This window comes from Sporosarcina sp. PTS2304 (assembly GCF_003351785.1).
Lineage (GTDB): Bacteria > Bacillota > Bacilli > Bacillales_A > Planococcaceae > Sporosarcina.
Genome location: NZ_CP031230.1, coordinates 396,746 through 412,462, shown reverse-complemented (window position 1 = coordinate 412,462; position 15,717 = coordinate 396,746). Strand labels below are relative to the sequence as shown.

Below are 15,717 nucleotides of genomic sequence, written 5' to 3'. Positions count from 1 at the left end.
CCTGTACAGTGTTGATGAAGCTTTGGATTGCCTGATTGAATACATATAGAGTCATTGCTTTTCCACACAGTTCATCGAAACAGTCATAGTAGCTAGCAACACTTCACCGCTTTTTAACTTCAAAAACGGTCGCATTATATTAGACAAGTCTACTTGTTTTTCACCAACTACAAAGAGTGATCAAACTGTCTTACACACACTAAGTACGGCTGAAGCTGGAGGACGATCGACTCCGGGAGGATCAGGGCGACAGGTGTAACTCGCAGTGCACTTTTGCGAGGTCCACCGCGCCCCCTCCGGAAAGCGTATCGTCTGGAAGCGCAAGCCGTAAGACTCTTCAAGTTAGCCTTGCTCCATCTAATAAACGAACATGAAGTAGCAGACAAGCCCACGTAGTCTTCACCACATACAAAGAGTGATCAAACTGTCTTGCCTACACTAAGTACGGCTGAAGCTGGAAGACGATCGACTCCGAGAGGATAAGGGAAAGTCGTAGCGAAGGACGGCTTTTGCGAGTGAAGCGGAGCGAGAAGGAGCACATCTTTGCATTTGACAGGTGTAACTCGCAGTGCTTGACGGTCCACCGCGCCCCCTCCGGAAAGCGTATCGTCTGGAAGCGCAAGCCGCAAGATAATCCAGGTCTGTGTTACTCCATTCAATAGCCATAGTCAAACTCGCTTTTACATATATGAATGACTGATTTATACATAATGTAGTTAATCAACAGGCATGGCTGGAAACAATTCTCTAAAAAAAAGACTGTCACATTAAATCAGATGTTACTGATTTTATGGCCAGTCCTTTCTTACGATTTCCACAAGTACATATTATTTATTAGATTCCCTGACAGTTACCGTTTCAGTTACTGTCTCCGTAACGGTTACAGTTTCTGTTATTTTTACTGGCAAGCCTTCATCTTCATCTTCTTCTCTAACGGGTTGTGCTCTCCTAGGTGTTTTTTTCCCTTTACGTGTTTGTCTATCAAATAAACTATAAATGATCGGCACAATGTATAAAGTAAGGAAAGTGGAACTGATCAATCCACCAATAACCGCAATCCCCATCGGTTGATTTAACTCAGAACCTTCTCCTAAACCAAGGGCTATTGGCAATAATCCCAAAATGGTTGTGAGCGCCGTCATTAGAATTGGACGGACACGGTCGCGTACAGATGACATAATGGCGTCATATGAACTCAGCCCTGCTTCTTTTCGCTGATTTATATAATCTACTAACACGATTCCGTTATTGACGACAATCCCAACGAGTATAAGTAGCCCAATCACAGCAGTTATACTGACTGGCGTATTTGTAAAGAACAACGCAAGTGATACGCCGATCAGCATAAGTGGTACAGAGAACATAATAACGAATGGATATTTAAACGATTCAAATTGTGCAGCCATTACGATATATACGAGCACTATAGCCAATACAAGTGCCAAAAGCATATCGTCAATCGCACTTTCAAACAATTCACGGTCTCCACCGTATGATAATTCTACTTCACTCGGTAGATCCAGATCATCCACTATATCATTTACCCTTTTCGTCATATCTCCCAATGATTCACTGGACAAATATTTTACTGTGAAAGTAATTGAATGTGCTTGATCCACACGTACAATGGCTACGGGGCCTTCTGCAATTTCCACTGTCGCTATATCTTTTAACTTCACGAATGTATCTAATGGAGTTTTTAATTCCAATTCTTTTAACTTGTCTACACTATTACGGAAACGTTCGGCATAGCTTACATTCACTCCGACAACTTCGCCTGTTTTTTCAAAAACGATTTGTGAAGCAAAGACCCCTCTCGTTACGTCACTTACTGTTTGTGCAACTTGATATGGAGCTAGCCCGAAATCTGCTGCTTTTTCTCGATCGACTTCAATTTTTACTTCTTCTACTGTATCAATTAAATCATTTTCAACATCTGTAACAGAATCCAATTCACGCAATTTCTTATCTACTCGTGATACAGCTTTCTCTAGTCTTTCTTCATTCGTATCATTTAAAGAGAATGATAAAGTGTTTGGACTAGACCCAGCAGCCGTCTGCAAATTAAAGCTGATTTCCGCGTCATCCCCGATTTCATTGACAATCTTCGGCTGTACTTTATCAACAAACTCAAAGACTGAACGATCTCGGTCAGCAAGAGGACTAAGTTTTACATACACTTCTGCCATATTGCTCTCTGATCCGCCTTGCGCCATGCTTTGCTGTGTTCCACCCACTAAACTGACGTATACTTCCACATCGTCTTGGTTCTTCATCTCTTCTTCGATTCGTTGTACTACATCATCTGTCGCTTCAAGTGAAGACCCATTAGGGAGCTTCACATTAATGCTGAATGCACCTTCGTCTGTGGCAGGAAGGAATTCAGTTCCCACTTTCAGAATTCCAAATACACTTGCAGCAAGTAAAACAGTCGTAAGAAGTAAAACAATCAGTCGGTGACTCAGTGCCCATTTGACACTATTTTCAAATCTGTGATTTTTCTTCACACGATTCTTTTTCTCAATCGTCTCTTCATCAGGAGTTTTCAATAAGCGACTCGCTAACATCGGCACGACTGTCAACGCAACTACTAATGATGCAAATAAACTAAAAGAAATTGTCAATGCAAACTCCGTGAAGATTTGACCAATTATACCCGTAATGAAGATGACTGGTACAAATACAGCTAACGTAGTAAGTGTCGATGCAGTGATTGCACCACCCACTTCCTTTGAACCGTCTTTCGCGGCTTCTACTGGTGTTTTCCCCATTGCTAAATGCCGCTCTATATTTTCTATTACAACAATCGCATTATCCACCAACATACCGATTCCTAATGCCAGTGCACCGAGTGTCATAATATTTAATGTAAAATCTGCAAAATACATGAGTACGAACGTTACAATTACGGAATACGGTATAGCTACTCCGATAATAATCGGACTTTTTATTCCGCGCAAGAAGACAAATAATACTAGCATCGCAAATAAACCACCAAGAATTAACGACTGACCAATATTACCGATTGCTAGTTGAATATAATCTCCTTGGTCGAACATTACATCTGATTCTATACCTTTATACATATCTTTCTTTAGTAATTTATCCAAAGACTTTTGAAACTCTTTGGAAACCGTTGCAGTGTTTGCGCCCGACTCTTGAAGAACAGACAAGAGTACAGCTTGTTCGTCATTTGCTCTCGTTTCTGTTTGCACTTTCGGCTCCAATAAGGCTACATCTGCTACGTCGGAAACTTTTACCTTGTCTCCGGACTTTGGATCCACACCAATTTGGATACTACGTACATCTGAAATATTTTGAACTGTACTTAAAATTCTCGTTGTCAATTTTCTGCCGTCACTGGTGTCAATTGGATCACCCGGCATCGAAACGTTACTCGCCTGAATACTTTGGACAACATCCGATTGCGCTAAACCGAACGTTTTTAATTTATCAGGATCTAAAATCACTTGAACATCTTCAATGATTTTACCTGAGACGTTGACACTTGCTACCCCGTCAATCCGGCGTAATTCTTTTTCCAGTTCTTCTGCAATTTTTCGGATATTTGTATCTTTATCAATGGAACGCAAAGACAATTGAATTACCGGGAATTGAGAAGGATCAAACTTCATAAATCTTGGTTTTTGAGCACCATCCGGCACCTGCACTTGATCTATACGCTGAAGTATATCCATTTGAACATCATCAATAGAAGAATCCCAATCAAATTGAAGGAATACTAAATTCGCTCCTTCTTGTGAAGAAGATTGCATCGACTTTAATCCAGGAGCTGTAGATAGGCTTTCCTCCAAAGGCTTTGTAATTTTCTCACTTACTTCTGTCGGAGATGCACCTGAATAGTTTGTTACAACTACCGCAACGGGTGGATTTAAGTCGGGAATTAGTGTGATCGGAATTTTAAAAAAGGAAACAGCGCCTAATATAATGACGAGAAACATCGTGACTAATGTAAAAACTGGTCGCTTGACCGAAAAACTGCTAATCTTCATTCATCTTTGCCTCTCTCTCTGACCGGAATACATTCGACCGGTACGTCTTATACATCTTTCCACCATACCACCTGAATGTGTCTTTTTCCTCATATTTTGCTCGAATATAAGAAAAAATAAAAATAGTCATTCACAAATTTTACAAATAGCCCGGAAGGATTTGAAAGAATCCTCCCGGGCTATTAATATGAGAACATTTTATAATAAATTATATAGACGGATTTCGGGATATTTGTCGTGGAACCAGCGCATAGCAAATTCATTTTCAAATAAGAATACTTTTCGTTCATGACGGTCTTTTACAAGCAACGCTCGCTGACCCGCCATCGATTCTTTTACATCCTCTTCATTTTCAATCCAGCGTGCCACTTTAGAACCCATTGTTTCCATTTGCACATCTACATGATACTCTGCTTTCATACGATGTTCGAATACTTCAAATTGAAGCTGACCTACCGCCCCTAAAATAACCTCTTCCGTATGCAACGTCTTGTAATATTGAATTGCACCTTCTTGCACCAATTGCAAAATTCCTTTGTGAAACTGCTTGGATTTCATAACATTTTTAGCCGCAACTCTAACGAATAATTCAGGTGTAAACTGCGGAAGTGCATCGAACTCGAAACTGCCTTTACCGCCGACTACTGTATCACCAATTTGATAGTTCCCCGTATCGTATAATCCAATAATGTCACCAGCTACCGCTTCATCTACCGTTTCCCGATCATCCGCTAAAAACTGTGTAGTTTGTGTCAGTTTAAATGTTTTAGATAGCCGCGGTACATTCACTGACATTCCACGCTCGAATTCACCAGACACAATACGAACAAATGCAATACGGTCACGGTGAGCAGGGTTCATATTCGCTTGAATTTTAAAGATAAAACCTGAAAATAGTTCGGATTCAGGATCTACTTCATCGCCCTCTCTAGTCTTTCGTGGTTGAGGTGGCGGAGCGAACTGCAAGAACGTTTCTAAGAAAGTTTGCACTCCAAAATTCGTTAACGCACTTCCGAAGAACACAGGAGTTAACTCCCCTTTGGCGATACTTTCTTCATCGAAGTCATTACCTGCTTCATTCAATAACATCACATCTTCTACTGCTTGCTTATAATAAGACGTTTCTGTCATGGAATGTTCAACTGCAAGTTCACCGTCCTCATCAATGGGAAGGAAGCGATTGTCATCTTCAGGTCGCGCAAGTTCTACTCTCTTATTGAAACGGTCGTAAATTCCTAGAAATTCTTTCCCCATTCCAATCGGCCAGTTCATAGCATATGACTGTATTTCCAGCACTTCTTCCAATTCTTCCATTAACTCCAGTGGTTCTTTACCTTGTCTATCCATTTTATTAATGAATGTAAAAATAGGAATTCCTCGCATTTTACATACTTTGAATAGTTTAATCGTTTGTGGTTCGATTCCTTTGGCCGAGTCGACCATCATAACGGCGGCATCTACTGCCATTAATGTACGGTACGTATCTTCACTGAAGTCTTCGTGTCCAGGTGTGTCCAGAATGTTGACGCGTTTGCCATCGTAGTCAAATTGCAGTACAGAGGATGTGACGGAAATTCCACGTTGTTTTTCGATTTCCATCCAGTCTGAAGTGGCAAATTTCCCACTTTTCTTTCCTTTGACTGTTCCTGCGTCACGAATAGCGCCACCAAAGTATAGAAGTTTTTCAGTTATAGTTGTTTTTCCGGCATCGGGATGCGAGATGATCGCAAACGTTCTCCGCGATGTGATTTCATCGTGTGTATTTTTTTGCATCAGGGTACTCTCCTTTATAGTTACGTTTCCTATCATAGAGAGTATGTCAACGCATTTCAATGTTTTTTCAATGAAATGCCAAAATAATTTTATGCTCTCGATCTAGACGGGTCGTATCTTGAATTATGATGAATGAATGATTGGGTATTGGGACATGACTAGACTTTTTATTGGATTCTGGAGTTAATAAGAGTTCGGTTTTCTGTAGCCGCTACGTAGGAGGCCTACCGCCAGTGCTGAAGTGACTACAGTGAACTTATCACTTTAAAAAATCCGTAACGATACCAACCAGTCTTGCACTAGCCCTTAGTGTTTATCCATTGTAGCAGTGTTGCCGAACTTCTTCCTCGCTTCATCCAACGCAATCTCCGCATCAGAATGTGGATACTTCGTGGAACCGATGATTTGGAAATCTTCATGACCCTTACCAGCAAAAATAATAATATCTCCCTCATTAGCCATTTGGATCGTATGACGTACTGCCTCTTCACGATCACCAATACACGCATAATGAGCATGCGGCATCGTTGCACTCAACTCGGAAACAATCGACTCATACGGCTCGTCCCTTGGATCATCCGTTGTAAAAACGACATAGTCCGCAGTTGCCGCTTTCTCTCCCATCACCGGGCGCTTTAAGCGATCGCGGTTTCCCCCTGTACCAATCAAAAATAATAAGCGAGTCCCTTCCTTTTTCAAAGGTTGTACTGTAGCTATGGCTTTTTCAATCGCATCTGGTGAATGCGCATAATCCACAAAAATTGTTAACGGCAAGTCTGTTTCTACTTTCTCTAACCGACCTTTCACTGTAGATACAGTAGCTAATAAAGGTAAAATTTCTTCGATAGACATTCCTTTAGCATAGAGAGCCGCAATAGATGCTAATGCGTTGTAAATATTAAATTCCCCTATTAATGGCATCGTGACTGGATAGATGCCGTCGGGTGCTTGCAGTTGAAATTCCGTTTTATCGGCAAGGAGCTGAATTTTTGTCGCTTGGAAGGAAGACTTGACATGAATTCCATAAGTGAATATAGGAAACGATGTCATTTCCGATAGTTTACTACTCCAAGGATCATCCGCGTTAATAATAGCGTATTTTGATTGATCCAATTGCTGTCCTAATTGTGCAAATAGAAGACCTTTCGCAGCGCAATAATTTTCCATCGTTTTATGATAATCCAAATGATCATGCGTAAGATTCGTAAAAATAGCAATATCAAATTCAGTTCCCGCTAATCGCCCTTCTACCAGACCGTGCGAGGAAACTTCCATCGTCATCGACTCGCAATCTTCATTTGCTGCTTGGGCAATCATTTGTTGGGTTGTCAGTACGTCTGTTGTTGTATTTTCCGTTTCATATAAAATATCATTCAATTTAAAACCAATCGTTCCTGATACCGCTGCCTTTTCACCCGCTTGCCGCAACATGTCATGAATGATGTTACCAACACTTGTTTTACCATTCGTTCCTGTTACACCTATCATAGTCAAACGTTTAGACGGGTAGTCATAAAACTTTGATGCTAATAGTTGAATGGCTTTTGTCGTATCTTCTACATATACAACTGCAACGCGATCTTCATCCACTATAACAGGTTCGGATGCTATAATTAATCGCGCCCCACTCAATATCGCTTTTTCTACAAACTGATGCCCATTTACAGTATATCCTTTCAAACAAACAAAGGCACCTCCATCCTGCACAGCTCTAGAATCTACGGCCAAATCTGTAACTTGTTTTGGCGCGATACCTTTTATAGTTTTCACTGGCAGTACAGATAAAAGTTCATTTGTATTCATACATTTTCCTCCAATAAGTAAGCAGACTATTTCAATTATAATAATAATTTTTTTTAAGTATTTTTAATAGATCGAAAATAAGGTAAAATAGGATCAGCTAGTTCTTTCTATCATACTCGCATTTATACAACACATCCACCGCGGACAGTCACTAGGCTAGTATCAAAATAGGGAAGTGAGTACATTGTCTATCCAAGAAAAAGATTCTGCCAAGTTTTATAATCATTTTGAACAATTTTTCAAACAATCGCAAGATGCTATGTCGGTTTTCGACATGAAAAATAGAATTATCACATGCAACCCTGCATTTGAAAAGCTATATGGTTGGACGTTAGAAGAGTGTAAAGGAAAACCTATTCACTTTTATCCTGAAGACGAACTAATGAATGTTCAAGAACGTCTTGAGAAGTTAAAAAAAGGAATTAGTTTCAGCTATAAACGTGTAATTGAAAAAAGAAAGGACGGGTCAACTTTTCATGCTGAAATGAATATGACGCCTATTTTCAATGAGCAAGATGAAGTAATAGCCATTTCTTATATTACACGTGATATTACTTCCCAGCTTAAACTTGAACAGAAAAGCGTAGAATTAATAAAGTTACAAAATATAAGAATAATTGCTGCTGCTTTAGCACATGAAATAAGAAATCCACTGACTGCTATTAGCGGATTCACTCAGATTATGAACGAAGATCCCAAAAACCCTTATCAACATTTCACTAATACTATGGTAGTTGAAGTAGCTAAAGTGAACCAAATCATTACTGATTTCTTATCACTAGCAGCTCCATCTTTCCATAACCACAGGAGAATTTCTATTGTTGAAATAATTGATGAATTGTTGCATGATTTTACTGAAAAGTTTACTACCTATTCCATCTCTTGCCATTTCATTAAAACTACGCCTCATGCGGTAGTGCTGGGCAATAGCCGCTCTTTACAGCAAGGTTTGTATAATGTACTTTCGAACAGTTATGAGGCTATTGCGCAAAATGGTCAAATTGATATTACTGTAAAAGAAATAGAACAGTCTATTTGCATAACTATTCAAGATAATGGTTGCGGTATGAGTCCTTCTACATTAAAAGCAATCGATCAGCCGTTCTATACTACTAAAGAAAATGGCTCTGGTCTCGGAATTTTGATTTTAAAAAAGATTATATTCGATCATCAAGGCTGTTTGGAAATCGAGAGTGTAGAAAACGTCGGAACTAAAACTACTATTTTTTTACCTTTAGCGGATAAATCGTTTAACGAATGATAATTTTCCTTTATATGGCGGATAACTGACCGACATAGTTACAGCTGTACTCTTTTTCAAAATAGACTTTGAATGCGAAAAGGTTTCAAAGCTTGCTTTTCCATGATACTGATTCATTCCTGAAGGCCCAATTCCGCCAAAAGGAAGATGGATATTCCCAGCATGTGAAATAGTATCGTTAATGCAACCTCCGCCAAATGGCAATGCTTCAATAAAATGATCGGCTGCTTTTTCGTTTTCTGTAAAGAAATAAGCAGCCAGAGATTTAGGGAGTGCACTAATTTGTTGAATAGCTAATCCTAAACTCTCATACGGTAGAATAGGAAGGATCGGCCCGAAGATTTCTTCCTGCATACTCGCCTGATTCCAATCGGGTAATGCGAGAAGTGTCGGTTCGATATACAAATCTTCAGCATCTACGCGTCCGCCGTCTACGATATATAATTGGTCTTGTTCTAAAATATTCGCAAGTCTTTGGTAATGTCGATTATTGATAATACGCCCGTAGTCTGGACTTTTTTGGGCGTCTTTGCCATAAAATCGCTGAATGGCTTTTTTCATTTCATCAAGTAGTTGATCGTAAATTGATACATCAGCTAAGACATAATCTGGCGCTATACAAGTCTGTCCGGTATTGAGGAACTTCCCCCATACAATTTTTTCTGCAGTCTTTCGAATATCTGCTGTACTGTCAACAATTACAGGGCTTTTCCCACCTAGCTCCAGCGTAAGAGGTGTTAATCTCTCTGCACATGCTTTCATAACAACCTTCCCGACAGCTGCACTTCCCGTGAAGAATACATAATCAAAAGGCGCAGCCAATAAAGTGGTCGTCACTTCCTTGCCCCCTTGCACAACCGTCACATAATCTGAAGGAAATGTACGATCGATCAGTTTTTCTACAACACTCGCTATATGCGGTGCATCTTCAGATGGTTTTAATACGGCACAATTCCCAGCAGCAATGGCGCCTACTAAAGGGTCGAGCAATAATTGCAACGGATAGTTAAAAGGTCCAATCACAAGCGCAATACCGTACGGCTGTTTAATAATCATACTTGTTGCCGGCTGTAAATGAAGCGGTGTTTTCACTTTTTCAGGTGCCATCCACTCATCAAGATGTTTTAATGTATGAGTAATACTCGATAAAACAAACCCTATCTCAGTTACATACGTTTCAAGTGGCGGTTTACGTAAATCTTTATGGAGTGCGTCTGTAATTTCTTTTTCATAATGCTCAATCGCATCATATAATTTTTGTAACATCATAATTCGAAACGCTAAACTTCGTGTTACACCTGACACATAATATGCTTTCTGTTTGTTCATGATGATTTCTAACTCATTGCCTGTCATACCCACACCATTCACACTCCTCATTTTCATACTACTTCTATTCTACCATTTCACCAAACATAAAAAACTCCAGACGTTTTATTCGTCTGGAGTTTTTTCATACGTTGCTTCGCATTAATCGCAAAGAGTTCAATACGACAATAACAGTCGCGCCCATATCTGCTGTAACTGCCATCCACAATGTTAACCATCCTGGAATAATTAGCAATAGAGCAATAATTTTTAATCCTAAGGCGATTGAAATATTTTGAAGAATTACTTGCTTCGTTCGCTTACTCAATTTTATTGTATATGGCAATTTTTCCAAGTCGTCTGCCATAAGTGCGATATCCGCAGTCTCCAATGCAGTATCTGTTCCTGCGCCGCCCATCGCAATACCGATAGTCGCTGTTGCTAAGGCAGGCGCATCATTGACACCATCCCCAACCATTGCAACTTTACCATGCGCTTCTAACTTCTTGATCATATTTACTTTTTCATGAGGCAATAGCTCAGCTTTTACTTCTGATAAGCCTAGCTGCTGTCCAATAGCTGTCGCAGTTGACTGGTTGTCTCCTGTCAGCATTACTGTCTTTTCAATACCTAGTTGATGCAGCTTTTTAATAATCGATAAACTGCTTTTACGAACTCGATCGGCTACAGCGATTAACCCGTGTAGACCTGATTCAGACCAAATCAGCATGACGGTCTTTCCTTGTCGTTGCAATTCAATAATTTGTTGTTCATATGAATTGTCTATTACGCTTGTTTCCTTGAATAAGTTTGGGCTACCGACATATACTAGCTGACCATCTATTTCAGCTTTTGCACCTTTACCTGTAATCGATTGAAAGTTTTTTACTTCCGCCAGGCGATTCGAGCTTTTTTCAGATGCTCTCATAATAGCTGAAGCGAGCGGATGCTGAGAGAATTTTTCAATAGATGCTGCTTGAGTCAATAATTCGTCTTCCGTCAAAGATGACACCGATACAATATCCGTTACCTCTGGACGTCCTTCCGTCAGCGTGCCTGTTTTATCGAAAGCAATGACTTTGATTTGCCCTGTTTCCTCTAAATGAATTCCACCTTTAATAAGAACCCCATTTCGTGCGGCGTTACCAATCGCTGTGACAATCGCAATCGGAGTCGAAATAACTAATGCGCACGGGCAACCGACAACGAGTACGACTAACCCTTTATAAAACCAATCCCCCCACGCTCCGCCAGCAAGTAACGGCGGGAGTACCATAATCAATAAAGAAATAACAAGAATTGCAGGTGTATAGTATTTTGCAAAGCGATCAACAAATTGTTGTGTAGGCGCTTTTTCTGCTTGTGCTTCTTCCACCAAATGAATAATTTTCGCTATAGTAGTATCTTCCGCAAGCTTTGTCACACGCACTTGCATTGAACCTTCTTCATTGAGCGTTCCAGCAAACACTTCGTTTCCGATGACTTTATGAACAGGCACAGATTCTCCTGTAATGGCTGCTTGATTGACGGATGAATCTCCTTGGATTACTTCCCCATCCATCGCGATCTTCTGCCCTGGTTTAATTAATATCACATCATTAATTTGTAAATCTTCTACTTCCACTTCAAATTCCCGACCATTGCGCAATACGATAGCTGTAGACGGTGCGATTTCAATTAACGAGCTGATTGAATTTCTAGCTTTATCAATCGAGTAGCTTTCTAATGCTTCACTGACTGAAAACAAAAATACTACAACAGCTCCCTCTGCCCAATCGCCAATCAACGCTGCCCCGATCACAGCAATTGTCATCAACGTAGACATATCAAACTCTAATTTGACGAGGTTACTTAGTCCTTCTTTCATTAAGCTATATCCACCGATTAAAATAGCTGCCAAAAATAAAGCGATCGATAACCAGTTATGATCTCCATTAGTTGTAGACACGCCATAACCAGCTAGCAAAAGAATAAGTGAAGCAATAGTCGTTTGGTTTTCGCGTTTTTTCCAAAATGGTGTATGCTGTGTACTAATTTTTTGTTTTTCTGGAAATACTTTAATTCCGTCAAATGCACCTGCTTGCTCTAGTTGTACAATAGATGCATTCCCGGCAACTGTTAATTTAGAAGCACCAAAGTTTAACTGCACATCTTCCACTGTGTCAATTTGCCGGACATTCTTTTCGAATTTCGCTGCACAACTTGTGCAAGATAGCCCTTGTAAGCGATAGACGTTTTTCTCAGTAGCCATAGAACCAATCCTTTCAACAAGATTCAAAGTAGCGAATCATTCAATCGTTCGTTTGATTGTTATATTCAGTATATGTAAATCAGATAAATTTGTCAATTACTTCATTCAAATGGAAGTAAGAATGAAAAAAGCATTCCCTAGAGTTATAGTTTCTAGAGGAATGCTTCCAAGCTTAACTAAGAAATTGGCTTTTGGAAATGATGTGCTTTTGACGAGTATTGGTAGAGTTAGTGTACACTTAAGGATTCTCCCGAGAGAAACCGAACGCTTTCCTGAGGGCACGCGGCGGAAAGCGTATCGTCTGAAAGCGCAAGCCGCAAGACACTCAAAGTCAGCGTCACTCTATCCAATCGAATAGCCACTGTATTCTAGCCACCCAAAGTTACCCACTTATTTCTATCGCCTACATCGCATTTAAATGAATCAATTATACATAATATGATTCATCAATAGGGATGGCTTAACAGTTTATTATTTTTTTGAACGAGATATAAATATTTGAGGTATTTCTGCCACATATCGAACTATTTTTCCAGTTCGTGGATGAATGAAGGATAAAGCAGTTGCATGAAGTCCTAACCGGCGTAACGGATTACTAGTTGCTCCGTATTTTTTATCTCCAACTACTGGATATCCCAATTCCTCCATATGAGCACGAATTTGGTTTTTTCTTCCCGTTTCCAAAAGAACTTCCAAAAGTGAAAAGTCTTTATTTGACTGGATTCTTTTATAATGTGTGACTGCATATTGACCACCATTATCAACAGGTGACGAATATACTTTGAACGCACTGTTTTCAGTAAGCCAAGATTTAATCGTTCCCGACTCGCTCACTACTTTCCCTTCTACCAAAGCTGTATACATACGTTCTTTAACGAATTCATTCCAATTGTTTTGCAGCGTTTGTTGTGTTTTTTCATTTTTAGCAAACATCATTACACCTGACGTGTCTTTGTCTAGCCTATGCACAACAAATACGCGTTGGTCGGGACGGCTACTTTGAACGTAATTTGTCACTTGACGGTAGGCAGTTAATTCATTTTCTGTTTTTGAAGCAACCGATAGGAGGCCCGCCTCTTTATTGATAATAATAAGATCATCATCTTCATGTATAATCGTCACACCTACTAATTTTGAATGATTGAGCGACGCTTGGTTACTTTGTATGCTGACCTTCTGACCTGGCTGTAGTGAATGGTTATGTTGGGTCACCGGTTGACCATCTACCGCCACTTGACCACGAGTCAGAATCGCTTTAACCGAATTCCGGCTGTTCTTCGTCATAGCTTGTAATAAAAACGGCAAGAGTTCGATTGTTTCTGTCACTGTATATTCTGTTGCCCGATAAGTCTTTTGCTTTTTTTTCATCTAACTTCCTCCCGCTTATCTGATAATTCAATTATACACTACAGCGCTTTAGTGTGCGCTAAACCCTATCTTATAAATTGTAGAAACAAACGATTCCTTAGCAAGCGCTAGGGAACGACACACTGTCTCACAAGTAAGAAATTTAATCATATGTCTTAGCCAGTAAAAACAGATTTTTCTACACGTTACGGACAAACCTGTATAAATCAAATAGACAATTCTGTAAACCGATATTTAATTTTCACCATAAAAAAACAGCCCCTAGACATTCGGTCTAATAGGACTGCTTATTGTTATGAACCGTGTTCCGACGGTAAAATAACTTAGGTTTGGCACCTATGCCCCGTACTGGGTTCGAACCAGTGACCTCTTGCTTGTCGAGCAAGCGCTCTCCCAACTGAGCTAACGGGACGGACATGTATTTAGTTTGTGCAAATTAAGTAAGCAAGCTAGCTGTCTTAAGCACAAATACTATAATAGCATCATCTTCAACAGTTGTAAATAGGAAATTTAAAAATCAGTAATTTTTCTAATCTTGTAGAAAAATTACTGATTTTTATACAAGTACGTTGCGCGTGTCAGATGAAACTCCTCCTTACCTTATTGCATATGATTCATTTGTTCTTCCACTTGCTCATTTTCAAAATACAAGAACTGTTCTTGCTCTAATTCACTCATACGCTCTTTATTAAATCCATGAGCCAAGTGACCTTCAAATACATTTTCCCACCATATATCTTGTGTTTGCATAGTATTCTCTCCTTTTTATTTGTTATAGATTTTTCCATTCATATGTGCACATCGTGAATTGTTATTGGATTGCTTATATGTAGTATATACATAATGAACCTTCGCAAAACTGCGTAATTAGTCCAAAATCGCACTTATACTTTACATACCTTTGGAGTCTTGACATTTCATTTTAGTTATGTTTCTTTTATTCCATATAAGCTGAATCCTTGCTATTACTAGTCTATCACTGATTGCTAATCTTCTGATTATTTTAGGACTTTTCTCCTTTACCTACTAGTTTTTTTATCAAGTCTGCTGATTATTCAAAGAAAAGAATGGCATTTAAAAATGAATTGTTTTTGACGATTAGTTGTAGAGGTTGTGTATTGTTTAGGATTCTCCCGAGAGAAATCGGACGCTTTCCTGAGGGGACGCGACGGCTCTTCCAAGAGAATTCTTGAATTTGTGTCTGTAAGTCAGTCCATGTTCGTCCAGAAATAGAGTATGGTAAGTTCCGCTTTCTGAACAGTGTGGGTGAAGCTTTGGATTGGCTGACTGAATACATATAGGGTCATTTTTTTCCACTCAGTTCATCGGAACAGTCATAGTAGCTAGCAACACTTCGCCGCTTTTTAACTTCAAAAACGGTCAGATTGTATCAGACAACTCTACTTGATTTTCACCATCTACAAAGAGCTATCAACCTGTCTTGCACATACTAAGTTCGGCTTTCGCTTACAGACGATCGACTCCGGGAGGATCAGGTCGACAGATGAAACAACCAAAGGAGCGAAGCGACTGGTTGGTTCATCGCGACCCCTCCCGAACGCGTCCGGCTGGAACGCAACGCAACGACATTCCCAACCTCTCCAAACACTCTCATCCGTTACATCCCAACCGTCTAGAAATAACAATCCAATGGTTGAACCTCTCTCCTACAGAAAGCTGAAGAGTGCAGTGAAGTGGAAGCCGGCGACTCGGGGAGGATCAGGTCGACAGATGAAACAACCAAAGGAGCGAAGCGACTGGTTGGTTCATCGCGACCCCTCCCGAACGCGTCCGGCTGGAACGCAACGTAACGACATACCCAACCTCTCCAAACACTCTCATCCGTTACATCCCAACCGTCTAGAAATAACAATCCAATGGTTGAACCTCTCTCCTACAGAAAGCTGAAGAGTGCAGTGAAGTGGAAGCCGGCGACTCGG

8 protein-coding genes and 1 tRNA gene are annotated in these 15,717 nt (G+C 40.0%); 1 reads left to right on the top strand and 8 read right to left on the bottom strand.

Annotated features, from left to right (window positions below):
- Positions 1–827: 827 nt before the first annotated feature.
- From DV702_RS01745 to DV702_RS01735, 3 genes are all read right to left on the bottom strand, one after another.
- The gene (locus tag DV702_RS01745; protein WP_114923166.1) at positions 828–4,013 is read right to left on the bottom strand and encodes an efflux RND transporter permease subunit; all 3,186 of its coding nucleotides are present in this window, start codon (positions 4,011–4,013) and stop codon (positions 828–830) included.
- A 198-nt stretch (positions 4,014–4,211) separates the two neighbouring features.
- Positions 4,212–5,786, bottom strand: coding sequence for a peptide chain release factor 3 (locus tag DV702_RS01740; protein WP_114923165.1), 1,575 nt, complete (start codon positions 5,784–5,786; stop codon positions 4,212–4,214).
- Positions 5,787–6,092: 306 nt separating this feature from the next.
- Positions 6,093–7,589: a UDP-N-acetylmuramoyl-L-alanyl-D-glutamate--2,6-diaminopimelate ligase gene (locus DV702_RS01735; RefSeq protein WP_114923164.1), complete on the bottom strand. Its 1,497-nt coding sequence runs from the start codon at positions 7,587–7,589 to the stop codon at positions 6,093–6,095.
- A 184-nt stretch (positions 7,590–7,773) separates the two neighbouring features.
- Here DV702_RS01735 and DV702_RS01730 point away from each other — a divergent pair, with 184 nt between their 5' ends.
- Positions 7,774–8,850: a two-component system sensor histidine kinase NtrB gene (locus tag DV702_RS01730; protein ID WP_114923163.1), complete on the top strand. Its 1,077-nt coding sequence runs from the start codon at positions 7,774–7,776 to the stop codon at positions 8,848–8,850.
- On the opposite strand, the gene DV702_RS01725 is transcribed toward DV702_RS01730, so the two are convergent.
- The 5 genes from DV702_RS01725 to DV702_RS16990 all read right to left on the bottom strand — a co-directional run bounded on the left by DV702_RS01725 (position 8,824) and on the right by DV702_RS16990 (position 14,527).
- A complete protein-coding gene (locus DV702_RS01725) occupies positions 8,824–10,212 on the bottom strand; it encodes an aldehyde dehydrogenase (protein ID WP_371682720.1) in 1,389 nt (462 codons plus the stop codon). The two genes, DV702_RS01730 and DV702_RS01725, sit on opposite strands and share 27 nt — an antisense overlap.
- A 91-nt stretch (positions 10,213–10,303) precedes the next feature.
- Positions 10,304–12,409, bottom strand: a complete 2,106-nt coding sequence (locus tag DV702_RS01720; RefSeq protein WP_114923162.1) for a heavy metal translocating P-type ATPase — start codon at positions 12,407–12,409, stop codon at positions 10,304–10,306.
- A 471-nt stretch (positions 12,410–12,880) separates the two neighbouring features.
- Complete coding sequence (locus tag DV702_RS01710; protein ID WP_114923160.1) at positions 12,881–13,777, bottom strand: RluA family pseudouridine synthase; 897 nt, start codon at positions 13,775–13,777, stop codon at positions 12,881–12,883.
- A gap of 339 nt (positions 13,778–14,116) precedes the next feature.
- Positions 14,117–14,189 (bottom strand) — tRNA-Val (locus DV702_RS01705).
- A 188-nt stretch (positions 14,190–14,377) separates the two neighbouring features.
- Complete coding sequence (locus tag DV702_RS16990; protein WP_205407201.1) at positions 14,378–14,527, bottom strand: hypothetical protein; 150 nt, start codon at positions 14,525–14,527, stop codon at positions 14,378–14,380.
- Positions 14,528–15,717: the final 1,190 nt, after the last annotated feature.

Bases quoted from the DNA above. Each gene is read 5' to 3' on its own strand.
- DV702_RS01720 (WP_114923162.1), bottom strand. From the start codon at position 12,409: ATGGCTACTGAGAAAAACGTCTATCGCTTACAAGGGCTATCTTGCACA.
- DV702_RS01710 (WP_114923160.1), bottom strand. From the start codon at position 13,777: ATGAAAAAAAAGCAAAAGACTTATCGGGCAACAGAATATACAGTGACA.
- DV702_RS01735 (WP_114923164.1), bottom strand. From the start codon at position 7,589: ATGAATACAAATGAACTTTTATCTGTACTGCCAGTGAAAACTATAAAA.
- DV702_RS01740 (WP_114923165.1), bottom strand. From the start codon at position 5,786: ATGCAAAAAAATACACACGATGAAATCACATCGCGGAGAACGTTTGCG.
- DV702_RS16990 (WP_205407201.1), bottom strand. From the start codon at position 14,527: ATGCAAACACAAGATATATGGTGGGAAAATGTATTTGAAGGTCACTTG.
- DV702_RS01745 (WP_114923166.1), bottom strand. From the start codon at position 4,013: ATGAAGATTAGCAGTTTTTCGGTCAAGCGACCAGTTTTTACATTAGTC.